The 23,996-nt window shown below is 70.6% G+C and carries 18 protein-coding genes; 7 read left to right on the top strand and 11 right to left on the bottom strand.

The window, feature by feature from the left end; translation table 11 throughout:
- Nucleotides 1-106 precede the first annotated feature (106 nt).
- The 4 genes from ACX114_RS04785 to ACX114_RS04770 all read right to left on the bottom strand — a co-directional run bounded on the left by ACX114_RS04785 (nt 107) and on the right by ACX114_RS04770 (nt 4,711).
- Nucleotides 107-2,314, bottom strand: a complete 2,208-nt coding sequence (locus ACX114_RS04785; RefSeq protein ID WP_459295175.1) for a hypothetical protein — start codon at nt 2,312-2,314, stop codon at nt 107-109.
- 207 nt (nt 2,315-2,521) lie between these two features.
- On the bottom strand, nt 2,522-3,916 hold the full coding sequence (locus ACX114_RS04780; protein WP_459295173.1) for an ammonium transporter: 1,395 nt from the start codon (nt 3,914-3,916) through the stop codon (nt 2,522-2,524).
- Nucleotides 3,917-4,118: 202 nt separating this feature from the next.
- A complete protein-coding gene (locus tag ACX114_RS04775; protein ID WP_459295171.1) occupies nt 4,119-4,469 on the bottom strand; it encodes a hypothetical protein in 351 nt (116 codons plus the stop codon).
- Nucleotides 4,470-4,510: 41 nt separating this feature from the next.
- Nucleotides 4,511-4,711: a hypothetical protein gene (locus tag ACX114_RS04770; protein ID WP_459295169.1), complete on the bottom strand. Its 201-nt coding sequence runs from the start codon at nt 4,709-4,711 to the stop codon at nt 4,511-4,513.
- On the opposite strand from ACX114_RS04770, the gene ACX114_RS04765 reads away from it, so the two are divergent.
- Nucleotides 4,710-4,838 carry a hypothetical protein gene (locus tag ACX114_RS04765; RefSeq protein WP_459295167.1) on the top strand — a complete coding sequence of 43 codons (129 nt, stop codon included), beginning with the start codon at nt 4,710-4,712 and terminating at the stop codon, nt 4,836-4,838. The two genes, ACX114_RS04770 and ACX114_RS04765, sit on opposite strands and share 2 nt — an antisense overlap.
- A gap of 249 nt (nt 4,839-5,087) precedes the next feature.
- On the opposite strand, the gene ACX114_RS04760 is transcribed toward ACX114_RS04765, so the two are convergent.
- Entirely contained in the window at nt 5,088-9,434 is a 4,347-nt protein-coding gene (locus ACX114_RS04760; protein WP_459295165.1) for a DEAD/DEAH box helicase, read from the bottom strand.
- A 920-nt stretch (nt 9,435-10,354) separates the two neighbouring features.
- Between ACX114_RS04760 and ACX114_RS04755 the strand changes: the two genes are divergently transcribed.
- From ACX114_RS04755 to ACX114_RS04745, 3 genes are all read left to right on the top strand, one after another.
- Complete coding sequence (locus ACX114_RS04755) at nt 10,355-10,843, top strand: hypothetical protein (protein WP_459295163.1); 489 nt, start codon at nt 10,355-10,357, stop codon at nt 10,841-10,843.
- 101 nt (nt 10,844-10,944) lie between these two features.
- Nucleotides 10,945-11,838: a PAS domain-containing protein gene (locus ACX114_RS04750; RefSeq protein ID WP_459295161.1), complete on the top strand. Its 894-nt coding sequence runs from the start codon at nt 10,945-10,947 to the stop codon at nt 11,836-11,838.
- A 21-nt stretch (nt 11,839-11,859) separates the two neighbouring features.
- Nucleotides 11,860-12,141, top strand: coding sequence for a PAS domain-containing protein (locus ACX114_RS04745; protein ID WP_459300061.1), 282 nt, complete (start codon nt 11,860-11,862; stop codon nt 12,139-12,141).
- 3 nt (nt 12,142-12,144) lie between these two features.
- On the opposite strand, the gene ACX114_RS04740 is transcribed toward ACX114_RS04745, so the two are convergent.
- On the bottom strand, nt 12,145-13,191 hold the full coding sequence (locus ACX114_RS04740; RefSeq protein WP_459295159.1) for a beta-propeller fold lactonase family protein: 1,047 nt from the start codon (nt 13,189-13,191) through the stop codon (nt 12,145-12,147).
- Nucleotides 13,192-13,311: 120 nt separating this feature from the next.
- On the opposite strand from ACX114_RS04740, the gene ACX114_RS04735 reads away from it, so the two are divergent.
- Nucleotides 13,312-14,247 (top strand): pirin family protein, encoded by a 936-nt coding sequence (locus ACX114_RS04735; RefSeq protein WP_459295157.1) that lies wholly within the window; start codon nt 13,312-13,314, stop codon nt 14,245-14,247.
- Here ACX114_RS04735 and ACX114_RS04730 read toward each other — a convergent pair.
- Nucleotides 14,238-14,846: a DUF2378 family protein gene (locus ACX114_RS04730; RefSeq protein WP_459295156.1), complete on the bottom strand. Its 609-nt coding sequence runs from the start codon at nt 14,844-14,846 to the stop codon at nt 14,238-14,240. The two genes, ACX114_RS04735 and ACX114_RS04730, sit on opposite strands and share 10 nt — an antisense overlap.
- A gap of 83 nt (nt 14,847-14,929) precedes the next feature.
- Entirely contained in the window at nt 14,930-16,390 is a 1,461-nt protein-coding gene (locus ACX114_RS04725; protein WP_459295154.1) for a sensor histidine kinase, read from the bottom strand.
- A 174-nt stretch (nt 16,391-16,564) separates the two neighbouring features.
- On the opposite strand from ACX114_RS04725, the gene ACX114_RS04720 reads away from it, so the two are divergent.
- Nucleotides 16,565-17,536 carry a PLP-dependent cysteine synthase family protein gene (locus tag ACX114_RS04720; protein WP_459295152.1) on the top strand — a complete coding sequence of 324 codons (972 nt, stop codon included), beginning with the start codon at nt 16,565-16,567 and terminating at the stop codon, nt 17,534-17,536.
- 6 nt (nt 17,537-17,542) lie between these two features.
- Here ACX114_RS04720 and ACX114_RS04715 read toward each other — a convergent pair whose 3' ends face one another.
- Genes ACX114_RS04715 through ACX114_RS04705 form a run of 3 tightly spaced genes read right to left on the bottom strand, consistent with a single transcriptional unit; the run spans nt 17,543 to nt 21,643 of the window.
- Nucleotides 17,543-18,634 (bottom strand): Rieske 2Fe-2S domain-containing protein, encoded by a 1,092-nt coding sequence (locus tag ACX114_RS04715; RefSeq protein ID WP_459295150.1) that lies wholly within the window; start codon nt 18,632-18,634, stop codon nt 17,543-17,545.
- Nucleotides 18,635-18,675: 41 nt separating this feature from the next.
- Entirely contained in the window at nt 18,676-19,089 is a 414-nt protein-coding gene (locus ACX114_RS04710) for a four-helix bundle copper-binding protein (RefSeq protein WP_459295148.1), read from the bottom strand.
- A gap of 13 nt (nt 19,090-19,102) precedes the next feature.
- The gene (locus ACX114_RS04705) at nt 19,103-21,643 is read right to left on the bottom strand and encodes a heavy metal translocating P-type ATPase (protein ID WP_459295146.1); all 2,541 of its coding nucleotides are present in this window, start codon (nt 21,641-21,643) and stop codon (nt 19,103-19,105) included.
- A 294-nt stretch (nt 21,644-21,937) separates the two neighbouring features.
- Here ACX114_RS04705 and ACX114_RS04700 point away from each other — a divergent pair, with 294 nt between their 5' ends.
- On the top strand, nt 21,938-23,986 hold the full coding sequence (locus ACX114_RS04700) for a DUF7151 family protein (RefSeq protein ID WP_459295144.1): 2,049 nt from the start codon (nt 21,938-21,940) through the stop codon (nt 23,984-23,986).
- Nucleotides 23,987-23,996: the final 10 nt, after the last annotated feature.

The raw sequence follows: 23,996 nt of genomic DNA, 5'->3' as shown, positions 1-23,996 counted from the left end.
GGTTGCCCGCGCGAGTGAACAGCACGGGCTCCGCCCATTTCCTTCCCGACAGGCTCACGGCCTCACGGGGTCCACACGCTTGGAGGTCCAACGCATCACGGGCCCGTCAATGGACGCGGGCCGCGGGCGGTTCGAGGAAGTCGAGCGGCAGCTCCCGCGACCGGTGCCTGAGTCCGGGGCGCAGCTCCAGGAGCTGCTGCACCACGCCGACGTCGCGGATGGGACCCACCGTGAACGTCGGCCCGGGTGCACCGGGGGGCAGGTCCAGGGGCACGCTCCCGGCGATCGCCTCCATCCGCCTCAGGTAACCCGCGTCCAGGTCGATGAACCATCCGCAGGTGGAGCAATGGGCCAGCTCCTGGAGCCGCTGATGCCGGCGCAGCAGGTCCGCGAACGACCACGACGTCACCTGCGCTCCGAACTGGGCATCCGGCACGACGAACATGAAGCCGTTGCCCCCACCCGTCATGAACTTGGACTCCCGGGCCGGGAGGCCCGACGTGGGACTGACGTGCGTGAAGGCGAGGTTGTCCACGCCCGTGAAGTCGTTGGTGCCCGTGTCCTTGAAGTGACAGCCATTGCAGGTGTTGCCGGAGAACTCCTTCCGCGCGCAGACCTCCGTGGCGTTGGTGGAGACCGCGGAGACGGCATCCCAGTGGGTGGGCGGCGCCACCAGCGCGTTGGCCCCCAGGAAGGGCTTCCCATTGACGGAGGGAGGCACCGTGAAGCGGGCGGTGCAGTGGGTGGGGACGACGACCGGCTGCTCGACGCCGTTCTTGACGTGCGTGCGCACGAAGAAGTCCACGTCGGGGTCCGTGCGGAAGTCGTGGGTCGCGTCATCCGGGGTCAGCGCCAGCGTGTGGACGCGCAACGGCCCATTGGAAGGGGTGTCCCTGTCGGTGCCAGGGTGCTCGTCCGCCAGGTGGAACTCCCGCAGCTCCCATGGGAACGCCAGGGCCACCTCGTTGGTGCGGATCTGGTTGAGCGCGTTCCGGTTGCCCTTCCCGGGCACCCGACCATGCCGGACCACGCTCTCCGTCATCTGCTGCAAGCGCGACCGGTAGGCCGCGTCGAAGGTGGGGTACATCCCCAACCCCACCCACTGCCGCGCCCAGCCGGTGATGGCCCGGCACCCCTCGCCCGGCACGCCGTATTCGAAGATGGTGGTGAAGGGTTTGAGGTTGCACGTCGCCTCCGTTCCACCGCCCCAGGGTGAGGGGCGCGTCAGCCCGAAGATGAACCGCAGCTCCCCCGGATGGGATGACCGGCCTCCGTATTCCGCGCTGCCCGCCAGGTCGATGCGGTTGACGATGGCCAGCAACCGGAAGGGCGCGATGTCCAGGTCCAGCGGCTGGCGCAGCACCACCTCCCAGCGATTCGTGGAGGCGTTGAACTCGAGGGACGAAGACGCGCCGCTGGCGGCGGCCCAGGGGGCAATCACTTCGTCATACATCTTGCGGCGCGCGGGCACCGTGTCGCCGTTGGCCTGGAAGTCATTGAGCCAGAGCGACAACCAGTTCAGCACGAAGTCCTCCGGGCCCATGCCCGACCCCTGGGCCATCTCCCGCATGAGGTGCGCGAAGGTCCACACGCCGCCCTTCGTCCCCGCGCCGGTGCAGGGGTCCCACGTGCGCGCCGGGTCGAGCACCACGGCCGGGTCGCGGATCAGCTGCGTCCGCTCCCACCAGGCCTCGGTGGAGGCCGGCACCTGGGGGCAGCTCGTCTGGGGCACGAGCGCGCCCTGCGCGAAGGCGTTGGCGTCCATGGGGAGCCCCTCGTAACGGGCAGCCGGGTGGCGGCCGTTGAACAGGACGGTCTCCCAGGTGGGCATCCCGAACTCGCCCGAGGCCAGCCGTCGCTCGCGCTCCGCCCGGCGCTCCACCTCCGAGTCCGGGAGCCGCGCGAAGAGCGTGAAGAAGTCCGGACCGGGGCTCTCCGGAATCACCCCCAGCCGGACCAGGGTGTCGGAGCGGAAGAGGACGGTGGGCGCGGACGGCTCACCGACCACGCGCACCAGGCTGCCCGCGAGCCCCCGATTGGCGGGCGGCGGCAGCTTCACGTGCACCGCGGTCGTCTCTCCCAGGGACGTGGGCCTGCTCAGCTTCTGGGCGAAGATCTTCGCGACGGAGCTGCCCTCCACGAAGGGCAACTCCTCCAGGCTCGTGGTGCCTCCTGGACCGGCCTGCACACCCGCTGGAGCTTCCCGCACCTGCGGCGGGGGCTCCGAGGATGCGGGCTCATTCGAGCAACCCCACACCGCGAGCACGACGACTCCCAGGACGGCGATTCTCAATTCATTGCATTTTCGCGACATGCGCTCCCCCACGCGAAGCGACAGCCCCGTCATTCGATGACGGTCCTTGTCTCAACGCCGAGGGCGCCCATGCATGACGGGACGCCTACCGCATGGCAGGTCGACGTCAGACCCCGGACAGGGCGCTGCCCGCGCGAATGATCAGCGGAGGCTTCACGCATTCCCTTCCCGACAGGATCCCCGCCTCGTGGGGTCCGCACGCTTGGGCTACGCGGGCACGGGCTCCGACGAAGCGGCGTGCTCCGGAGTGGTGGGCGCGCTCGCAACGGGCGCGGGCGGCGTGGGGACGGCGAGCGCCGCGGTGGGGACCTCGCCCACGGTCTCACCGTGCTGGCTCAGGTCGAGGCCCTCCTCCTCCTGCTCGCGGGTGACGCGCAGCGGGACGATGCGGTCGACGATCTTGTACAAGATGTACGAACCCACGAAGGAGAAGACGGAGACGACGACCAGCGCCAGCAGGTGCATGAGGAAGGTGCGCGTGGTGCCGTAGAGCAGGCCCACGTCCTTGGCGAGCACGCCGGTGAGCACCATGCCCACGATGCCGCCCAGGCCGTGGCAGGGGAACACGTCGAGCGTGTCATCCAGCGCGGTGCGGCTCTTGAAGTGGACGGCGGCGTTGCTGACGAAGCTGGCGACCAGGCCCACCAGGATGCTCTGCCCCACGGTGATGAAGCCGGCGGCGGGGGTGACGGCGACCAGGCCCACCACCGCGCCCACGCAGGCGCCCATGGCGCTGGGCTTGCGGCCGCGCAGCCAGTCGAAGGCGATCCACCCGAGCATCGCGGCGGCGGAGGCGGTGTTGGTGGTGGCGAAGGCGAGCGTGGCCAGCGACGACGCGGACAGCGCGGAGCCGGCGTTGAAGCCGAACCAGCCGAACCACAGCATGCCCGTGCCGAGCATCACGAAGGGCACATTGGCGGGAGCATGCGTGGCGTGCGTCAGGTGCACCTGGCGGCGGCCCAGGACGATGGCACCCGCGAGCGCGGCGAGGCCCGCGGACATGTGCACCACGGTGCCACCGGCGAAGTCGAGCACGCCCCACTGGCGCAGGAAGCCCTCCGGGTGCCACGTCCAGTGGGCGAGCGGCGCGTAGATGAAGACGCTGAAGAGCACCATGAAGAGCAGGTACGCCTTGAAGCGCACGCGCTCCGCGAACGCGCCGGTGATGAGCGCCGGGGTGATGATGGCGAACTTGAGCTGGAAGAGCGCGAAGAGGAGCAGCGGCACGGTGGGCGCCAGGTCCGGGTGCGTCTCACCGCCCACGCCGCTGAACATGAAGAAGGTGCGCGGGTCCCCGATGAGGCCGTGGAAGCTGTCGCCGAAGCAGAGGCTGAAGCCCACCACGACCCACAGCACGCTGATGACGGCCATGGCGATGAAGCTCTGCATCAGGGTGGAGACCACGTTCTTCAGCCGCACCATGCCGCCGTAGAAGAACGACAGGCCGGGCGTCATCAGCAGCACCAGCGCCGTGGCGGTGAGCAGCCACGCGGTGTCCGCCGGGTTGATGGGACCGCCCTGCTTCACCTGCGCCGCCGGGGTCACCAGCAGTCCCGCCACCCCCACCGCCACCAACAGGACCATCGCCATCCACTTCTGCATCGCCGCACCTCTCCAGAGAGCTGACGCAACGCAGTGTAGGCCTTTGATGGCCTATTTTCAATCCACTGGAGCTTAAAACCTTGTCGATTAAGGCCAAAATCATGATGGAGAAGCCCATCGCACAACATTTCAGGAGCAATCATCCGAGCGGAAGCTCGGCGGCATTTCCGACCATGACCGAATGCGTCATCCGGACACCGCGTCAGTCGTCGGTGCCAAGTTCTTCAGGCAGCGGGTTGTTCATCAGGGTAAGCCGTCCTGGGAGCCGGACCACGAGGAAGCCCTTGCCGTCGATGCGGATCTGCATGCCATCTTCGGCACTTCCGCTGTTGAGCCAAGACTCAGCTTCGACCCGTGTCGCGAAGTCGCGTTCAACCTTGATCTTGAAGTCGGGGTCGAGGCGCTCCCGGTGGTACTCCGCAAACTCCTTCAGCTTCCCGAGATGCTGCACGTAAAGCAGGCAGAACGCCGCCGTTTCAAATGCGTTCCACTCTCGAGTGCCCCGAGTGTGGCGTTGGCTCGCGGCATCGAGGATCTCAAGGATGCCTTCCACATCGACTTCTGGAGGCCTTGCTCACGGCGTTCCCCTTTCACTCAGATAGGGCTCAGTACAAGTAGACCCGCGGGTGCCACAGCGAGCGTGAATGCGACGCCCGCGACAATGACGATGGCTCCCAAAGCCACTTCGGACTTGTGCTCCCTCAACCATTTCAGCGCTGCGTCCATGTTGGGAAAATGCAGCTCCCGCTTGGCATCCTGCCGCTCCAGAGCCTCCTGTTCCTCGACGCACTTCATGAACGCCTCTCGGCATGCCTTCGTGCAGTACTCATGGTGCATTGCCGAATTCTTCGGGATGCTGGTGACGGGAGGTTTCCGCCTCCAGCACTTCTGGAAGCACTGCTTCTGCAACTCGTTGCAGTAGGCCTCCGCCCCGGAGCCGCCTGTGCCGGGCCCCTCCGCTGTGCCCACGGCGCGCGTATCCTCCGAGACGACGTAGATCTTCCGCGCGGGACGCTGAGCATGTCCGCAGGCGGAAACGACCAGCACCATCGCAATGAGAAGCCCCCGACTCGCGGCCAGGGTCCAGGTCGAATGCCAGGGCTCATGGGCGTCACTCCACCCTTGCGTCCCAACCATCTTCAAGCCGCGACGGCACTCTGTCCTGCGCAGGTCAGTTCACCTGCGCGAGCGCTCCATCGACTTCCGCGTCCTCGGTCTCCGGCGCGTCCTCCACTGCGTCCACGCCCTGCGGAATGCCGTCCACGTAGGTGACGACGTTGTTTGGCAGCGCGGCCACGCGCGGGCCCGGTGTCACCACGCCCGTGAGGTTCAGCGGATCCACTCCGGACAGCTGGATGCGCACGCCGGACGGAGCCGCGCGCCGCACTGCTCGCGCCATGTCCACCGCTTCTGGCAGCGCGAACTGCTCACCCACGAAGCCCGAGACGAAACGGCCGCCTCGCAGCTCGCCTCGCGCCTCCATGCGCCGGTAGACGAACAGCAGCTCGCGCCACGTGGGCGCCAATGACTCGCGCATCACCAGGTCTCGCCAGACGATGCCGTAGCGCTGGAGGAACAGCTTCGCCAGCGACTCCGTCACCTCTTCCTGCGACTTCGGCTCCGACGGCGCCAGGAGGCTCCAGCGGCCCGGGCCGCCCCGGTTGAGCAGCTTCTGCCGCTTGCGGTGCGCCGGGCTCTGCAGGATGCGCAGGTTCTGCACCGCGTCCGCCGTCACCAGCCCCTTCGCCACCAGCTCCCACAGCGCGTCCTCCACCTCCGCCGGCAGCCGCCTCGCTCGCGTCACCAGGTCCTGGAAGAAGCACGCACCGCGACGCTCCAGCACGCCCACCACGTCCTTCGCCGCCGCGCTCAGGTCCGGCGGCGTCCACACGCCCCCGTCCGCCAGCACCGCGTGCGGACGCGCCGCCGCGAGCATCCACTCCAGGTCCTCGCGCACCGTGAACGTCAACGGCGCGTTGCGCGTCGGTGAGGACCGCTTCGCCACCACCGGCTCCGGCGCCTCCAACACCGGCGCGCCCCGGCGCGGGCCCGCGGGCTTCGGCGGGTCCTTCAGCGTCACGCGCCCCCACGCCACCTCGCCCGCGTAGCACGCGCGCTCCATCAGGTCCGGCGTGTAGCCCCGCATGCGCGCGGGCAACAGGAAGCGCTCCCACGCGGACGCTGGCGCCTCGTACCCCTGCAGCAGCCGCACCGCCTTGAGCAATCCCGTGCTGCCCCGCAGCGCGTCCACGTCCTCCAGGTGGTGCCACCGGAAGAGGAAGCGCATGAAGTCCTGGGGGCTGAGCGGTTCAATCTCGCGGCGCAGCCGCCCCACCGTCAGCCGGTGGATGCGCTGGAGCAGGCGCCGGTCGCACCACTCCAGCACCGGGCTTGCGTCCGCGTCCCGCGGCACCGGCACATCTTCCTGCGCGCGGAACTGGCCTCGCAGCACGCTGCCCTGGCTCTCCAGGTTGTGCAGCGCCAGGTTGATGTCGTCCGGGTCCAACAGCGTCAGCCGCGCCAGCTCCGTCACCGTGGTGGGCCCCACCAGCTCCATCCGCCCGCGCACCACCTGGAGCACCGCCGCGTCGCGCTCCACCGGCCGGTCGTACTCCAGCACCGGCAGCACCGGCTGCGTCACGGCGTCCGGGAAGAGCGCGCGCACCGCGTTGCCCCGCTCCGCCGACACCAGGAACCGCCCGCCCTGCCGCTCCAGCCAGGCCACGCGCCCCTGCTTGAACAGGCCTGCCTCCAGGCCTCGCGGCACCTCCGACGCTCGCACCAGCACCAACTGCAACAGCGCGTCGTGCAGCTCGTCCTCGTCGCGCATCGGCTGCGCGGCGTCCTCCACCACCTGCCGGATGGCGTTCGCGTCCAGCGCTCCGAACGCCGCCGCGTCCTCCGCGGGCATCGCGCGGCGCAGGGCCACGTTGCGCACGCGGCGCTCCTCGGCCGGCGCGTCGTCCAGGAAGGTGTAGGGCTGGCTGTTGATGAGCGCGTGCGCGAAGACGCTCGGCTCCGGGACGTCTCGCGCGACCAGTTGGATGCGCCCGTCCTTCATGCGCCGGAGCACCTCGCGCAGCCCGTCGATGTCCATCGCCTCGCGCAGACAGTCGTCCATCGTCTGCTTCACCAGCGGATGGTCCGGCAGCTCCACGTCCCCGCCGCCGTGGTTGTCCTGGCAGCCCACCTGCGCGGGGAACACCGCCGCCAGCAGGTCCTCGCTGCGCGCGCGCTGGAGGTTCGGCGCCACGCGCTTGCCGCCCATCATCCGGTGCAGCGTCAGCGCCCGCGACGCCACCCACCGGAAGCGCGTGCCGAAGATGGGCGCCTGGAGGATGGCCTGCACCAGCACCTCCTCCACGTTGTCCGGGTGCAGGAAGTCGAAGATGTCCGCCAGCGGGAACGAGTGCTGCTCCCCCAGGCTCAGGAGGATGCCGTCCTCCGTGGCCGCCGCCTGGAGCTCGAAATCGAACGAGCGGCAGAAGCGCTTGCGCAGCGCCATGCCCCACGCGCGGTTGATGCGGCTGCCGAAGGGCGCGTGGATGATGAGCTGCATGCCGCCCGCTTCGTCGAAGAAGCGCTCGGCGACAATCTGCGTGTGGCTGGGCACCACGTCGCCCAGCATCTTCTTGCCCAGCCGCAGGTAGCCCAGGAGCGCGTCCACCGCGGGCGGCGGCACGCGCAGGAGCTTCTCCAGGAAGCCCGCCGGATCATCGTGGCGCAGCAGCTCCTCGCGCAGCCGGCCCACCTGGAGGCTCAGCTCGTCCGTGCGGCCCGGCGCCTCGCCGCGCCAGAAGGGCACGTTGGGCGGCGCGCCCCTCGCGTCCTCCACCATCACCGTGCTGCCCACGACGCGCTGGATGCGCCACGCGGTGCTGCCCAGGAGGAAGATGTCCCCCGGCGAGGACTCCACCGCGAAGTCCTCGTCCAGCGTGCCCACCACCTTGCCTTCCGGCTGCGCGGTGACGCTGAAGTTGAACGTGTCCGGGATGGCGCCGCCGTTGGTGAGCGCGGTGATGCGCACGCCCCGGCGCCCCTTGAGCCGCTGGTTCACCCGGTCGCGGTGCAGGTGGATGCTGCCCCGGTCCCGGCGCTCGGAGACGCCTTCCGACAGCATCTCCAGCACCTGCTGGTACTCCTCCCAGGTGAGGTCCTGGTACGGGTACGCGCGCTGGAAGATGCTGAAGAGGGCGCGCTCGTCCCACTCCTCGCACGCGCACGCGGCGACAATCTGTTGCGCCAGCACGTCCAGCGGCTTCTTGGGGATGCGGACCGCGTCCAGGTCTCCCTCGCGCACGGCGTTGAGGAGCGCGACGCACTCCACCAACTCGTCGCGCGTCATCGCGAAGAGGATGCCCTTGGAGATGCCCGCCTTGTGGTGGCCCGCGCGGCCCACGCGCTGGAGCAGCACGGAGATGGCCTTGGTGGTGCCCAGTTGCACGACCAGGTCCACGTTGCCCACGTCGATGCCCAGCTCCAGCGACGCGGTGGCGACCATCACGCGCAGCTGGCCGGCCTTGAGGCGCTCCTCGGCGGACAGGCGCATCTCGCGGGACATGCTGCCGTGGTGCGCGGCCACCCACTGCTGGCCCAGGCGTTCGCCCAGGTCGTGCGCCACGCGCTCGGACATCTTGCGCGTGTTGACGAAGATGAGCGTGGTGCGGTGCTCGCTGGAGAGCTGGATGAGCCGGTCGTAGACCTGTCCCCACATCTCGTGGCTCGCGATGGAGGACAGCTCCGCGTCCGGGATCTCGACCTTGAGGTCCCACGGGCGCTGGTGGCCGACCTCCACGCGCTTGCACTCGGTGAGGGACGCGCCGGTGAGGAAGCCGGCGATGGCGTCCAGCGGCTTCTGCGTGGCGGACAGGCCCAGCAACTGGGGGCGCACGTCGGTGAGGGCCTTGAGGCGCTCCATGGACAGCGCGAAGTGGCTGCCGCGCTTGTCGCGGGCGAGCGCGTGGATCTCGTCCACGATGACCGTGCGCACGTGGCGCAGGGTGGCGCGGGCGCGCTCGGCGGTGAGGTAGAGGTAGAGGGACTCGGGCGTGGTGATGAGGATGTGCGGTGGGCGGCGCACCATCTGGGCGCGCTCGCCCGCGGGCGTGTCGCCGGTGCGCACCTGCACGCGCAGGTGCTGGGGCTCGTAGCCCTCCTCGCGCGCCAGGGTCATCAGCTCCTCCAGCGGCTGGAGGAGGTTCTTCTGCACGTCGTTGCCCAGGGCCTTCAGGGGCGACACGTAGAGGACGCGCGTGTGGTCGGGCAGCGTGCCATCGAGCGCCAGACGGAACAGCGAGTCCAGCGCGGCGAGGAACGCGGTGAGCGTCTTGCCGCTGCCCGTGGGCGCGGCGATGAGCACGTCATGGCCGCCGTGGATGAGCGGCCAGCCTTCAATCTGCGGCCGGGTGGGTTCGCCCAGGCGTGAAGCGAACCAGCGCCGCACCACCGGATGGAAGGCGGCGAGCGCCGGATGGGCCGCGGACTCCGACGAGAAGGCGAGGGCGATTTGAGGGGACATGGCGGGCTCCCAGAGGGCCAGCCTGAACACAGGTACAGCGCGGCGTCAACGGACGCCGGGTGCCCTCTCCGACCGCCCGGGTCGGCGGATGTCGGAGGCCCTGAGTGCTCACCTGCCGGGTCCCGGAGCTGAAACGCGGCGCGGTAGCATCGCTCCGTGACCACCCTCTTCTACGATGACCTCCGCGAGACATCGCCTGGCGGGCGGTTCGTGCTCACGGCCCTTTCGCCCGACAACGCGACGGCTTCTCCCCAGGAGGGACGGCCTCCGTCCGCCAGGAAGTTGCCCTTCGGGCGTCCCGCCTTTCAGGACTCGTTCCAGTACCGCTTGCTCGAACACGTTCCAGGCAGCGTCGAGCCACGCGTCGTCTGGGAGCGGCAACAGACGCGCCGGGAGAACTCGCCAGCCGAAGTGATGGTCTCGGATGGGGGCTGGTCCGTGCTTCGGACCCACGGGTTCGATCCGGAGGTGATTGCCATCTCACCTTCTGGCCAGGAGGTGCTCCGAGTGCGGATCCTGGGGCCGACCACGGAGGCCAAAGGAGCTGGCCTCATCTGGCGGCCACAGCTCCTCACCTGGACGACCGCGGGACTCTTCTGGTCCGGCGCTTCATGGCCCTACTTCTTCCACGACGAGGGCACGGACTTCTTCGTCTGGCGGACGCGCTGGGGGCAGCGGCTGGTGCTCGACCTGCCCCATGCGGCACTCATCCCGGAGCAGGAGGCACCTGTTCACGCCATGGATGCCACCGAGAAGCAGGAGGCCTCCGCCCTGCTGTCAGAGCTGACGGAGCACCTGGACGAGGTCCGGGCGTTCTTCACGGCCTCCGGTGCGACACAGCACCGCCTGCTGCCAAAGGCCGCCGCGCAATCGCCGCCATCCATCTGGTCGGTGTGCACCGGATCCAGGCGTGCTTGCCCATGCTCCAGCAATGGGAGTCGGTGGACCTGTTCGGGTTCGGCACGTCGAGCACTGCTTTTCCGGGGGCGACCTTGGAGGCTCAGCGCTTTCGCCCCATCGTCCAGCACTCGATGCGGCTGCTCGGGGCGGAGCCTCGAGGGCTCGCGCCCTACCGGTTCCTCGGCGTCCGCGGATCCGTGCCCGAGTCCGTTCCGGACCGGCGTGAGCGGGCCCGTGCACTGAAGCAGAACATGCGGGCCCAGGACGTCCTCCTGCAGATGGGCAATCCGGACTGCGTCTTCAAGCAATCACAAAAGGTCGACGGAGATACCCTCTGGACCGAGACCTGGGAGTACGACTTCCTGGTCGAAGGACAATGGAAGACGCTGCAACTGGTCTGGGAAGAGCGGCAATCCCGAAGCCGCATCACCCACATGGAGGAGATCCCCGCGCCCTGGCTCCAGTCAGACGCCCGCGTGCGGGAGCTCCTCCAATACCAATACCTCTGAGCCAACGCCGGACGATGCGTCTCGTGGGCGACAGCGCGTGCGACCCGGGGGACGGCGCCAGCCGCACCGCCTGCGCGCAACATGTCTCCAGATGATCCCTGATGTACCGCCCATCTCCAGCGCTGCTCCAGGCCCCCGGCATGTCCTCCTCCTCGGCGTCGAACTTCGCGACTGAAGCGCTCAACCCCGATGGATTCCTCGTCCTGAGGCCGGAAGGCGGTGGGCCGGAAGCGCCCGATGACTTCCTCTGCGAATACGCCAACCCCGCCGCGCAGGCGTTGCTGGGGGACGGCCTGGAGGATGCGCCGTTCCTCGCCACACGGCGGTCCTGGAGCGGCCTGCGCGCGGCGTGGGGGATGACGCTCGCCACGGGGCTGCGCTCGGAACAGTGGATCCACTGGGACACGGGATCCGGGATGCGCGCGCTGCGCGTCCGGGCCGCGCGCGCCCGGGAGGGACGGCTGTATGTCTGGTTGGCCGAACAGCCTGGAGAGCCGCGCGTGGCGGCGAACACGGGTCACGAACACGAGTCCCCCCAGCACGCGAGCGCCTTGTTCCAGGCGGTGATGCAGGGCTCTCCCGACGCCATCTACACGAAGAACCTGGAGGGCCAGTACACGCGCATCAACGCCGCGGGCGCGCAGCTCATGGGCCGCACGGTGGAGGAGGTGGTGGGCCGCACCGACGCGGAGCTGTGGCCCGCCGAGGCCCGCGCCAGCGTGGCCCATGACCGGGAGGTCATGGCCTTCCGCAGGACGCTCACCTACGAGGAGGCGCAGTCCGGCCAGCCGGGCCGCGTGTGGCAGTCCACCAAGGGCGTGCTGCGGGACGAGCAGGGCCGGGTGTTCGGCCTCTTCGGCATCAGCCGCGACATCACCGAGCGCAAGCGGATGGAGGAGGCCCTGCACCAGAACGAGGCGTGGCTCCAGCAGGCCCTCCGCGCCGCGTCCGTGACGCTGTTCGACCTGCGGATGCCAGAGGGGCGCCTGCGCTGAGGCCCCGGCGCGGCGGAGCTCCTGGGCCACTCCACCCTGCCCGCCGAGGAGCCGCTGGCGGCGTTGCTGTCACGGCTGCACCCGGAGGACCGGATGAGCGTGGCCCTCCGGTTGGCCTCCTGCACGCGGACTCCGGAGAAGCTGGCGCTCGACTTCCGCGTGCTGGGCGCGCGAGGCGAGGTGCGGCGGCTGACGCTATGGGGTGAGGCTCACGCCAACGACGCGCGGGAGCAGCGGATCATCGGCGTGCTGGTGGACATGACCCGGCGGACCCTCGCACCACCGTCCAACGTGGCCGCTTGAAGCTCAGCGCCGGACCGCGAAGGCCAGGCCGTCTGGCCGCCCTCCGACGTCGATGTGGCCGGTCACCTCCAGCGTCTTGAGGTCGATGACGGCGACGTCGTTGTCCGGGGTGCACGACACGAACGCGCGGTTGCCTTCCGCGTCCATCAACATCGCCGCGCCTCTCCCAATCCTCATCCGCTTCACCTCCTTGCGCGTGGCGGTGTCGAAGACCGCCAGCTCACCGGTGCGCACGCTCACGGCCAGCACCCGCTTGCCATCCGGGGTGAACTCCAGCCGGTGCGCGCCCGGGAGCTTCGCGTCGACCGTGGCCTTCACCTTCTTCGCCGTCAGGTCCACGACCGACAGCGCTCCCGTCGGACTCGCGGACCACAGCTCCTTGCCGTCCGGTGAGACGTCGAAGCCCTCGGAGAGCTCCGCCACCGGCACCAGCGTCTGGACCCAATCCATCTGCGCCTTCGCCGTGGGCGGCAGCACTCCCGTGGGCGGCACCGTCGGCTGGACGAGCACGTTCTCCAGGATGCTCACCGTCCCGGAGTCCACGTTCGTCGTGTAGAGCGTCTTCTCGTCCGGCGCGACGTGCAGCATGTGGGTGCGGTTCTGGCCCGTGCCCATGCTCCAGTCGATGCGCACCGCCGCCGGATCATACCGCCCCACCGCCTTCGACCCCTGCGCCGTGAACCACACCTTGCCGCCCACGTACGCAAGCCCGTGCGGCCCCATCAGCGGCGCCGTGTCCACGTTCGGCAGCGCCTTCTGCCCCACCAGGTCGATGACGTTCAGTTCGTGAAGACGGCCGAACCCCGTGTTCGACACGTAGGCCGTCCTCCCGTCCGGGGACGCGACCACCTCGTGCGGATCCTCGCCCACCGGTACGCGCCCCAGGACCTTCAGGCTCGCAGGGTCCACGATGGCCAGGGTGTGGGTGGTCTTCGAGACGATCAGCAACGCCCGCTTCGGCGTGGGCTCCGCGGCGCTCGCGGACACGGCGAGTAGCAGTGCTCCCAGCACGGTGGGAAACACACGCCAGGCCTTCAGGGTGGGTCGCATGTCACGGCTCCCATTCTGGCCCGTACAAGCACCCAACGGCGCCCCTCATTCCGCGGAAAGTGAGCCGCGCGCTCCCGCCGGAACCGAGGCACACTGAGCGCCTTGAAAAGGAGCTGCACCATGAGCTGGGAAGAAGACCTGCAGGGCCGTGAGCCCCCGCCCTCCCTGGAGACGCTCATCGTCCCGCGCGTGCGCGACCTGGGCGATGGCTTCCACGTCCGGCGCGCCCTGCCCTCCGCGCGCCGCCGCATGGTCGGCCCCTTCATCTTCCTGGACCAGATGGGCCCCGCGGACTTCGACCCGGGCCGCGGCCTGGACGTGCGTCCCCATCCGCACATCGGCCTGTCCACCGTCACCTATCTCTTCCAAGGTGAAATCCTCCACCGTGACTCGCTGGGCTTCGTGCAGCCCATCCGCCCCGGCGCCGTGAACTGGATGACCGCCGGCCAGGGCATCGCCCACTCGGAGCGCACCGCCCCGGACACGCGCGCCGCCGGTGGCCGCCTCTTCGGCATCCAGGCCTGGATCGCCCTCCCCAAGAAGCATGAAGAGGTCGCCCCCGCCTTCGTCCACCACCCCGCCGACACGCTCCCCGTCATCGACGGCGAGGGCATCCACCTGACCGTCATCGCGGGCCAGGTGCACGGCGGCAAGTCCCCCGTGCGCGCCCACTCCGACCTCTTCTACGCGGACGCGAAGATGGAGGCGGGCTCCCGCCTGAAGCTCTCCACCGAATACGAGGAGCGCGGCCTCTACCTCGTCGAGGGCACCGTGGAGGTGGAGGGCACGCGCTTCCAGCCCGGCGAGCTGCTCGTGTTCAAGCCGGGCAGTGAGATCATCCTCAACGCGGAGTCCTCCGCGCGGATGATGCTCCTGGGCGGCGAGCCCATGGACGGCCCGCGCTACCTCTTCTGGAACTTCGTGTCGTCCTCCAAGGACCGCCTGGAGGCCGCCAAGGCGGACTGGAAGGAGGGCCGCTTCGCGCCCGTGCCCACCGAGACGGAGTTCATCCCCCTGCCGCCGGATGATCCGCCCGCGCCCGTGCGCTACCCGTAGAGCCGGCGCACCGGCGCCAGGGTGCCCGCGGGCCGCTGCGACTTCGCCTGCGACCACGTCAGCCGGTACGTCGCCGCCGTCCCGTCGAAGGCGATGGGCTTCACCTCCGGGGAGCCCGCGCCCGACGCGCGCAGCGTCTCCGCCAGGAAGCCGCAGGCGAAGAAGGGGTTGTCCGCCAGCACGTCCTTCACCCACAGGGTGGCGTCCTGCTGGGTCAGCTCCTCCACCCGGACCTCATTGAAGTTGTTGCCCGCGCGCAGGTTGTACGGCACGCGCTCCAGCGTCTTCCGCGGGCCCAGGTGAGTGACGAGCTGCATGCTCGCCCGCCCCACGGACGTCTGCTGGAAGCCCTTCAGGTAGCGGGCGCCCAGCTCCAGGTAGGCGGTTTCCAGCGGCTGGCCGGGGAAGACGTCCCGCGCGGCCACGTCCAGGAAGACGCGCCACTGGTCCAGCGAGTAGTGGGGGCGCAGGGGCTCCGAGAGGTTCAGGCCCGCGGCCTTCAGCTTCTGGCGCCCGTCACGCGTCAGGTATGGCCCCAACGCACGCACGAAGAGGGCTTCCACGCTCTGGGCGAAGATTTGCTTTTCGGATGGGACCATGCCCCCAGGGTGGAGTCGCCCCTGCGCATCCGGAAGGGTGGACGCAATGCATCCGTCCACGAGTCGTCAAACCCGTAGGTTTTTCAGCCTCGCGGCAGACGCACCGTGAAGGTCGTCCCCTGCGCCTCGGTGGAGACCACCTGCACGGTGCCGCCGTGGGAGCGGACGATCTGACCGGTGATGTAGAGCCCCAGGCCCAGCCCTCCGGTCGCGCCGCGCTCCCGGTCGCTGCGGCCAGCGCGGCGCCACGCGGCGAAGAGGTGCGGCAGCTGGTCCGCCGGAATGGGCGCGCCCAGGTTGTGCACCCGCAGCACGGCCTCCCCATTCAGCCCCTCCGCGCTCACGCGCACGGGGGAGTCCTGCGGGCTGAACTTGAGCGCGTTGGACACCAGGTTACCCACCACCTGCTCCAGCCGGTCCGCGTCCCATGCGCCGCGCCCGTCCCCCTGCACGTCCAGCATCACCTCGCGCTGGGGGTGGCTGGCGCGCGCTTCCTCCACCGCGCCGCGCACCACGTCGAACAGGTCGCAGCGCGAGCGCACCACCGGCAGCCCCGCGCCCAGCCGAGCCCTGGCGAAGTCCAGCAACTGGCGGATCATCCGCTCCATGCGCTCGGCGCTGGTGAGGATGCGCTCGGTGAAGACGCGCTGGCGGTCGGACAGCTCGCCCTGGCGCTGGAGCTGCTGCGCGGACATGGACAGCGCGTTGAGCGGGTTGCGCAGGTCGTGGCCCAGGATGCCAATGAACTGCTCGCGGAAGTCCTCCGCGTTGCGCGCCTCCGTGACGTCCTGCCCGGTGGCGATGACGGCCTCCACCGCGCCCGTGGGCCCGGTGGCCGGGGACATCGTGTACTCGAAGTGCCGCGGGCCCTGGTCCGAGGACAGGGTGACGCGGCCGCGCTGCACCTGGCCCGTGCGCCGCGCCGCGTCCAGCGACTGCGCGAAGGACTCCAGTTGGGGGTCCATCGCGCGCAGCGCGTCCATGTTCCTGCCCGGCACGTGCACGTGGTGCGAGCCGCGCGACGCGGCCACCGCCTGGTTGGCGAAGATGAGCGTCCCGTCGCCGTCATAGAGCGCGATGGGGTCCGCCGCCGAGGACATGGCCAGCTCCAGCAGGCGGCGCTGCTGCTGCACCTGGTCGGAGAGGACGCGCACCTCGCGCTCGGCGCGGCGCAGGCGCAGGAGCGCGTGCACCTGGGCCACCAGCTCCTCCGGATCCACCGGCGCCACCAGGTACGCATCCGCGCCGTGCTCCAGGCCCTGCGCCCGGTCCGCCGGCCCCACTGCCTGCGCGGACAGGTGCAGCACCAGCGCGTTGCGCGTGCGCGGAGAGGCCTTCAGGCGCCGGCACACCTCCAGGCCGCTCATGTCCGGCAGGCGGACATCCAGGATGACCAGGTCCGTATGCTCGTCCGCGAGCGCCAGCGTCTCGCCGCCGGTGCCCGCCTCCAGCACCTGGAAGCCCGACAGGGACAGCACTCGCGACGTGACGTAGCGGCTGGCCAGGTCGTCGTTGACGTTGAGGATGATGGGTGCGGAAGGCATGCAGGCGGATGGAACCGAGGCCCTTCTTCGTAATGGCTACCACCGGGCGCGCCAAGTGTCGCACGTGGGAAAATGTCTTCTCTGTCGGAACAGCCAGGGGAACGGGCGGCCGTCACCGCTCGCTGGACGACAGGGTGGCTCCCCTGCCAGCGCGTTTCGCGATAGGGATGACCCATGCGCCCTCCCTGCCGCCCGCTTCCCGCTGATGGCCGCTTCCTCCAGGCCGTGGGGCCCACGCCGCTCGTGCCCGTGCGGCTGGACCCGGAAGGTCCGACCATCTGGTGCAAACTGGAGTTCCTCAACCCCAGTGGGTCCACCAAGGACCGCATCGCCCGGTACATGCTGGAGAAGGCGTGGCGGCTGGGGGAGCTCTCCCCCGGCGGCGACGTGGTGGAGGCGTCCAGCGGCTCCACCAGCATCGCCATGGCGCTGGCGAGCGCGCAGATGGGCTGCCGCTTCACGGCGGTGATGCCGGAGGGCGTGACGGAGGAGCGGCTCATCGCCATCCGCGCCTACGGCGGCGAGGTGGAGCTGGTACCGCGCTCGGAGGGCATCCGAGGCGCCATCGCGCGGGCGGAGGCGCTGGCGAAGGAGCGCGGCGGCTTCGCGCCCCGCCAGTTCGAGAACCCGGACAACGCGGAGGCCCACCGCGTGTGGACGGGGCAGGAGATCCTGGCGCAGGTGCCGGGCGGGCTGGTGCACGGCGTGGTGAGCGGCGTGGGCACGGGCGGCACCATCGTGGGGCTCTACCAGGCGTTCGCGGAGGCGGGCTGTCCGGTGACGCCCTTCGTGGCGAGGCCCATCGCCGGGCTGGGCTGCGACATCGAGTGTTGCAGCTTCAGCGCGCGCGTGCCGGGCGTGGTGGACGGATTGTCGCGGCTGTACCGCGAGGCGGACATGCCGGGCCGCGTGGAGCTGGACGTGTCGGATGACCTGGCCATGCGCACCGCGCGGGCGCTCATCCGCCGGGGCTTCCCGGTGGGCCCGTCCTCCGGCCTCAACTACGCGGCAGCGGTGGAGGCGGCGAAGCGGCTGGGCCCGCAGGCCCAGGTGGTGACGGTGTTCCCGGACCGCATGGAGCGCTACTTCTCCACGGAGCTCGTGCAGCCCCGGCCCGCGGCCGCCCCCACACCGAAGGCGGTCTGAAGGCCGCTACGTGCGCATGCGCACGCGCGTCTCGTGCACCGTGTCCGGAGGCGGCGCGGTGCGCTCGCGCTCCTGGGCGCGCATCAGGCGCAGGATGCTGGGCCCCAGGACGTCGATTTCGGTGGAGGCGTAGGCCTCCGTGCCGAAGCGGCGGATGGAGTCCGTCTGCCGCTCCAGGATGCGCGCGTCCTGCCCGAAGATGTGCAGGCCCACGGGCAGCACGAAGGGCACCGCGGCCTTGAGCAGCCAGCGCGGCACGGGCAGCTTCACCGTCACCACCGCGTACACGAGCGTGTCCCAGTCACTCACCGGCGTCATGGCGGAGTTGACCACGATGTGGCTCTTCTCCCCGATGCGGTACTCCACCTGCGCGATGGACGGCATCAGGAAGCGGTCGAAGTGCTGCACCACCCCGCCGCCCGGCGCGAGCAGCCGCCCCACGAGCCCCTTGGGCGCGGGCTCGCCCAGGTACTCCGCCTCCACGCGGTCCGCGCTCCTGCGCACCACCACGTCGATTTCGTTCTTCTTCTCCGCGGTGCGGAACAGGCCGCCGTGGAGGAAGGCCGTGTGCGGCACGTCCAGCGTGTTCTCCAGCACCGCGTGCAGCGACCCGGGCGCGCGCAGCACCCGGCGCACGGTGGTGTAGTCCGCCGCGTCCAGCAGCGGGAAGCGGAAGGGCTCCGACGTGGGCTCCACGCCGGGCGTGGAGTAGACCCAGACGAAGCCGTCCTGCTCGCGCGTCGCGTAGGACGCGGCGCAGCGGGAGCGGGCCTCGGGCTCGCCCACCAGGCCGGGGATGAGCCGGCACTGGCCTCCGGTGTCGAAGCGCCACCCGTGGTAGCCGCACTCCAACTGTCCGTTCGTCACGCGCCCCAGCGACAGGGGGACGTTGCGGTGCGGGCAGCGGTCCATCAGGGCCCCGGGCTTGCCGCCCTCGCCCCGGAAGAGCACCAGGGGCGTGCCCTGCAGCGTGCGGGCGAGCGGCTTGCTCCCCAGCTCACTGGACGTGCAGAGGATGAACCAGGAGTGCGGAAGCCGGACGACGGAGATGTGACTGGGGGACGCACCTGGGGTGCGCCCCTCCTCGCGGGCGTTCATGCGCCCAGTCTAATGGGCCCGGGCCTCCGTGCACGCCCCCTTCAGGCGGGCAGGTCGGCGAAGCGTTGAGCGGCCTCCGGGTTGAGGGGCTGGGGCATCACCCCGCCGCTCATCCCGCGGCAGGACTCCTCACAGCGGCGGCACGCCTCCGCGCAGGCCTTCATCGGCCCCTCGCTGCCTGTCTCCTCGCAGGCGGTCGCGCAGGCGGCGCACACCTCCGCGCAGGCGAAGCAGGTGCGCGAGTGCAGGTCCGAGCCGCGCAGCATGAAGCGCGCGCTCGTCTCGCAGATGTCCGCGCAGTCCATCAGCAGCCGGAGGTGCCCCGGCTCGGCGCGCCTGCCTTCCCACTTCAGACACTCCGCCAGGGTCTCCAGGCAGACGCGGTGACAGGCCGTGCAGTTGTCGATGCACTCCCGCATCGCATCGTCGCTTCGCTTCACTTCGGCGTTGGCCATGGTGGGGTTCCTTTCAGGCCTCACGGTGGGCACGCGCGAGGACGCCACCATCCCGCTTCGCTCGGCCGGTTGGACGGCTGCTTCCGGCCTGGAGCTTCAGCCGCCGCAGCCGCAGGGCGTTGCCGATGACGGACACCGACGAGAGGCTCATCGCCGCGCTCGCGAACAGCGGGCTCAGCAGCAACCCGAGGACGGGGTACAGCACGCCCGCCGCCAGCGGCACTCCCAGCAGGTTGTAGACGAAGGCGAAGAAGAGGTTCTGCCGGATGTTGCGCAGCACGGCCTGGCTCAACCCGCGCGCCCGCGCGATGCCTCGCAGGTCGCCCTTCACCAGCGTCACGCCCGCGCTCTCCATCGCGATGTCCGTGCCCGTCCCCATGGCGATGCCCACGTCCGCCCGTGCCAGCGCCGGTGCGTCGTTCACGCCGTCGCCCGCCATCGCCACCACGCGCCCCTGGGCCTGCAAGGCCTTCACCGCGTCGCCCTTCGCGTCCGGCTGCACGCCCGCGATGACCTCCGTGATGCCCAACCTGCGCGCCACCGCGTGCGCTGTCGTCGGGCTGTCTCCGGTGAGCATCACCACGCGCAGGCCTTCCTCGCGCAGCCTCGCCAGGGCCTCCGGCGTGGACGGCTTCAGCGGATCCTCCACGCCCAGGAGCCCCGCCGCCCGGCCGTCCACCGACACCAGCACCACCGTCTGGCCCTCCTGGCGCAGCGCCTCCGCGCGCTCCGTCAGCGCCTCCACCTCCACGCCCAGGCTCCGCATCAGCGCCGCGTTGCCCAGCGCGACCTCGCGTCCATCCACGCGGCCCCGGACGCCCTGCCCCGTCACGGACTGGAAGTCCTCCACGCCCCCGGGGGACACGCCTCGCTCCTTCGCGCCCGCGACCACGGCGGCGGCCAGCGGGTGCTCGCTGCCTCGCTCCAGGCTCGCGGCCTGACGCAGCAGCGCGGAGGCGTCCACGCCCGGCGCGGGCTCCACCGTCACCAGTCGCGGCTTGCCCTCGGTCAGCGTGCCCGTCTTGTCCACCACCAGCGTGTCCACCGCGGCCATCCGCTCCAGCGCCGCCGCGTCACGGATGAGCACGCCCATGCGTGCGCCCTGCCCCGTCCCCACCATCACGGACATGGGCGTGGCCAGGCCCAGCGCGCACGGGCAGGCGATGATGAGCACCGCGACGGCATTCACCAGCGCGTGCGCGAGCCTCGGCTCCGGTCCCCACACGCCCCAGACCACCGCCGTCACCACCGCCACCGCGATGACTGCGGGCACGAAGATGCCGGCCACCCGGTCCGCCAGCCGCTGGATGGGCGCGCGCGTGCGCTGCGCTTCGGCCACGCGCTGGACGATGCGCGACAGGAGCGTGTCCTGTCCCACGCGCTCCGCGCGCATCACGAGCGTGCCCGTGCCGTTCACCGTTCCGCCCGTCACCTTCGCGCCCGGCCCCTTCTCCACCGGCACGGGCTCTCCGGTGACGAGCGACTCATCCACCGCGCTCGCGCCCTCCAGCACCTCGCCGTCCACTGGCACCTTCTCACCGGGGCGCACGCGCAGGCGCCACCCGGTGTGCACCTGGGACAGCGGCACGTCCTCCTCGTGGCCCTCGTCCGAGATGCGCCTCGCGGTGGCGGGGGCCAATGACAGCAGGGCCCGCAGCGCACCGGACGTCGCGTGGCGGGCGCGCAGCTCCAGCACCTGCCCCAGCGCCACCAGCGTGAGGATGATGGCCGCGGCTTCGTAGTACACGGGCACGGTGCCGCCGTGCCCCGTGCGCGCGCCTTCCGGCAGCAGGTGCGGGAACAGCGTGACGCCCACGCTGAAGGCGTACGCCGCGCCCGCGCCCAGCGCGATGAGCGTGAACATGTTCAGGTGCCGGTTCTTCACCGACGCCCAGCCCCGCTGGAAGAACGGCGCCCCCACCCACAGCACCACCGGCGTCGCCAGCGCGAGCTGCGCCCAGATGAGCGCCGAGGCCGACAGCCCATGCGGCACCGGCAGCATGTCCGACATGCCCAGCAGCATCAGCGGCGCGCTCAGCACCAGCCCCACCCAGAACCTGCGCGTCATCGAACGCAGCTCCGGATCCGGCGGCTCCTCCACCGTCACCGTGCGCGGCTCCAGCGCCATGCCGCACTTGGGGCAGGTGCCGGGCCCGTCGCTCACCACCTCCGGGTGCATGGGGCAGGTGTATTCGACGCGCGTCTGGAGGACGGGCGGCGCCTCGGGCTCCAGCGCCATGCCGCACTTCGGGCACGGCCCTGGCGCGTCCTGCCGTACCTCCGGATCCATGGGGCACACGTACACGGCGCCGGGCGCGGCGGGCGGTGGCGGCGTCTGGGGCCGGAGGTACCGCGCGGGGTCCTCCTGGAAGCGCTGGCGGCACTTCGGGTTGCAGAAGAACCAGGTGTGGCCCTCGTGCTCCCAGCTCCCACCCCGGGGCGCGCGCGGGTCCACCTCCATGCCGCACACGGGGTCGATGGCGGGCCCTTCCGCGCCCACGGGGGGCGGCCGGGGTGAAGGCGACACAGGGGAATGCGGATGGTGATGCGTCATGGAGAAGCCTCCTTTCCCCGGGCCAACGCGGCACCCGGCGCGCTCTTACACATGTGTCATCCGCCTCCCGGAGCCGCGCCGTCCGCGCTCCCCCCACTGGGAGGCAGGGCACCAGGCGGGCCAGGGGGTTTGTCCCGGCGGGGTCTTTTCCGGTAGGACGCGGCGCCGGCGGCCTGGAGTTCCAGGGGCTTGCGCGTCCGTCCGGGGTGGATCCGACGTGAAACGGCCAGGAAAATCCGCTCGCTCCGTATGGCCAGGGAAGCAAGGTCGGGGTCCGACCAGAGAAGGCATCGAATGCGACGCGTGTGGGTGACCTGGGGGGCGATGCTGGCCCTCCTCGCCGGCGGCTGTGACGCCATCGACCTGTCGGACATCACCCAGCGCGACGCGAAGACGCGGGTGCGCCCGGAGCCTTCCGGCGTGAACTGCGAGTTCGGCGGGGACGCGGTGGAGTCCGGCCTGGACCGCAACCGCGACGGGACGTTGGACGACGAGGAGGTCACCGCCACCGACTACGTCTGCGACGACCCCATCCCCAAGGTCCGCACCCGCACCCAGGCCGAGCCCCACGGCGCGAACTGCGCGCTGGGGGGACAGGTGGTGCTGTCCGGCCTGGACCGCGACTTCAACGGGCAGCTCGAGGACGTGGAGATCACCCACACCGAATACGTCTGCGCCACGTCCGTGACCAACGTGCTGCTGCGCACGCGGCCGGTGAGCCCGGGCGCGCGCTGCCCCCTGGGCGGACAGGTGTCGCACGCCGGCCATGACGCCAATGGCAACGGGCTGCTGGAGGACGAGGAGATCGCCCGGGAGGTGTACGCCTGCGACGAGCCAGCCCCCGTCGCGTTGCGCCTGCGCTCGCTGGCCGCCTTCACCGCGCCGTGCGACGGCGACGACAGCGGCGGCACGGCCCTGGAGGCGGGCCCGGACCTGGACGGCGACAAGGCGCTCGCGATGTCCGAGGTCGAAGCCACCCACTATTTCTGTGGCCTGGAACTGACCGACCTGAAGCTCCGCCATCAGGCCGAGCCCGCGGGACCGAACTGCGCACGCGGTGGCACGCGCGTGGAAGCGTTCCAGGACCTGGACCACGACGGCGAGCCGGACCGCAACGGCGCCTCGGCGGCCGTGTACGTGTGCCAGGCCACGCGCGTGCACGACGGGGACTTCGCGGTGACGGGCCCCATGGACCTGGTCGCGCTCGAGGGCGTCACCCACCTGCGGGGCGAGCTGGTCATCTCCGCGCCCACGCTCACCGACGCGTCCCTCCCTTCGCTGGCGATCATCGAGGGCAGCCTCACCGTGCGGGGCAACGCCAGCCTGCGCCGGCTGTCCATGCCCGCCCTGCGCTTCGTGGGCGGCACCGCGGCGGTGATCTCCAACGCCCGGCTGGACGCGCTCACGCTGGGCACGGCGCCGGACACCATGCTGCGGGTCGAGCGCAGCCTCCTGGTGGAGGACAACCCCATGCTCCCCACGCTGGCGGGGCTGGCGGCGGTGCAGCCCGGCGACAGCATCTCCCTGCGCGCGAACAACGCGCTGGTGGAGCCGGGCCTGCTTCCCTACGTCACCGAGCTCCACGGGTCGCTCATCATCGAGGACCACCTCCGGCTGGACCGGTCGCCCTTCTTCAACCTGACCCGGGTCCACGGGAACGTGCGCCTTTCGGGCAACGCCGCCCTGGGCGCCCCCTCCGGCCTGAATCACCTGACGGAGGTGGGGGGCTCCCTGGAGCTGCAGGACAACCCGATGCTGGAGACGCTGGATCCGCTGGCCCAGCTCACCTCCGTGGGTGCGCTGTTCATCACCGGCAACCCGCGGCTGACGGACACGGCGGGGCTGGAGAAGCTCGCCTACGCGGGCCGCATCCACATCCAGGGCAACAAGGAGCTCTTGAGCGTGGGGGACATGCCCCTGCTGCTCCAGGTCACCGACACCTTCTCCGTGAAGTACAACGAGAAGCTCCAGCGCGTGCACCACCTGCCGGTCCTGCGCGGCGTGACGACGGTGGCCCTGGTGGGCAACACGGCGCTGACGTCCCTGGAGGGCTTCCAGCGGCTGACCCGGCTGACCACCCTGGACGTGCTGGGGAACCCGGCGATGACGAACCTGGGCGACCTGGCGCGCCTGCGCGAGGTGGACTACCTCAACCTCCAGGGCAACGCGGCGCTCACGGACTTCGGCCTGACGGACCTGGTGCGCGTGGCGGAGAGCTTCGGCGTCCTGGACAACGCGAGGCTGCCCACGTGCCGGGCCACCGCGCTCGCGGCGAGCGTGTTCCAGGGCCAGCCGTGGGGGTTGATCATCGAGAGGAACGACGACGCGGCGGCCTGCCCGTGAGCGAGGCCGC

This window comes from Corallococcus sp. M7 (assembly GCF_054512695.1).
Note: the sequence above shows the minus strand (reverse complement) of the source record. Positions and strands in the feature narration are given on the sequence as shown.

Bases quoted from the DNA above. Each gene is read 5' to 3' on its own strand.
- ACX114_RS04785 (WP_459295175.1), bottom strand. From the start codon at position 2,314: ATGTCGCGAAAATGCAATGAATTGAGAATCGCCGTCCTGGGAGTCGTC.
- ACX114_RS04780 (WP_459295173.1), bottom strand. From the start codon at position 3,916: ATGCAGAAGTGGATGGCGATGGTCCTGTTGGTGGCGGTGGGGGTGGCG.
- ACX114_RS04765 (WP_459295167.1), top strand. From the start codon at position 4,710: ATGAACGCCTCTCGGCATGCCTTCGTGCAGTACTCATGGTGCATTGCC.
- ACX114_RS04770 (WP_459295169.1), bottom strand. From the start codon at position 4,711: ATGAAGTGCGTCGAGGAACAGGAGGCTCTGGAGCGGCAGGATGCCAAG.
- ACX114_RS04760 (WP_459295165.1), bottom strand. From the start codon at position 9,434: ATGTCCCCTCAAATCGCCCTCGCCTTCTCGTCGGAGTCCGCGGCCCAT.
- ACX114_RS04755 (WP_459295163.1), top strand. From the start codon at position 10,355: ATGCTCCAGCAATGGGAGTCGGTGGACCTGTTCGGGTTCGGCACGTCG.
- ACX114_RS04750 (WP_459295161.1), top strand. From the start codon at position 10,945: ATGTACCGCCCATCTCCAGCGCTGCTCCAGGCCCCCGGCATGTCCTCC.
- ACX114_RS04740 (WP_459295159.1), bottom strand. From the start codon at position 13,191: ATGCGACCCACCCTGAAGGCCTGGCGTGTGTTTCCCACCGTGCTGGGA.
- ACX114_RS04735 (WP_459295157.1), top strand. From the start codon at position 13,312: ATGAGCTGGGAAGAAGACCTGCAGGGCCGTGAGCCCCCGCCCTCCCTG.
- ACX114_RS04730 (WP_459295156.1), bottom strand. From the start codon at position 14,846: ATGGTCCCATCCGAAAAGCAAATCTTCGCCCAGAGCGTGGAAGCCCTC.
- ACX114_RS04725 (WP_459295154.1), bottom strand. From the start codon at position 16,390: ATGCCTTCCGCACCCATCATCCTCAACGTCAACGACGACCTGGCCAGC.
- ACX114_RS04720 (WP_459295152.1), top strand. From the start codon at position 16,565: ATGCGCCCTCCCTGCCGCCCGCTTCCCGCTGATGGCCGCTTCCTCCAG.
- ACX114_RS04715 (WP_459295150.1), bottom strand. From the start codon at position 18,634: ATGAACGCCCGCGAGGAGGGGCGCACCCCAGGTGCGTCCCCCAGTCAC.
- ACX114_RS04710 (WP_459295148.1), bottom strand. From the start codon at position 19,089: ATGGCCAACGCCGAAGTGAAGCGAAGCGACGATGCGATGCGGGAGTGC.
- ACX114_RS04705 (WP_459295146.1), bottom strand. From the start codon at position 21,643: ATGACGCATCACCATCCGCATTCCCCTGTGTCGCCTTCACCCCGGCCG.
- ACX114_RS04700 (WP_459295144.1), top strand. From the start codon at position 21,938: ATGCGACGCGTGTGGGTGACCTGGGGGGCGATGCTGGCCCTCCTCGCC.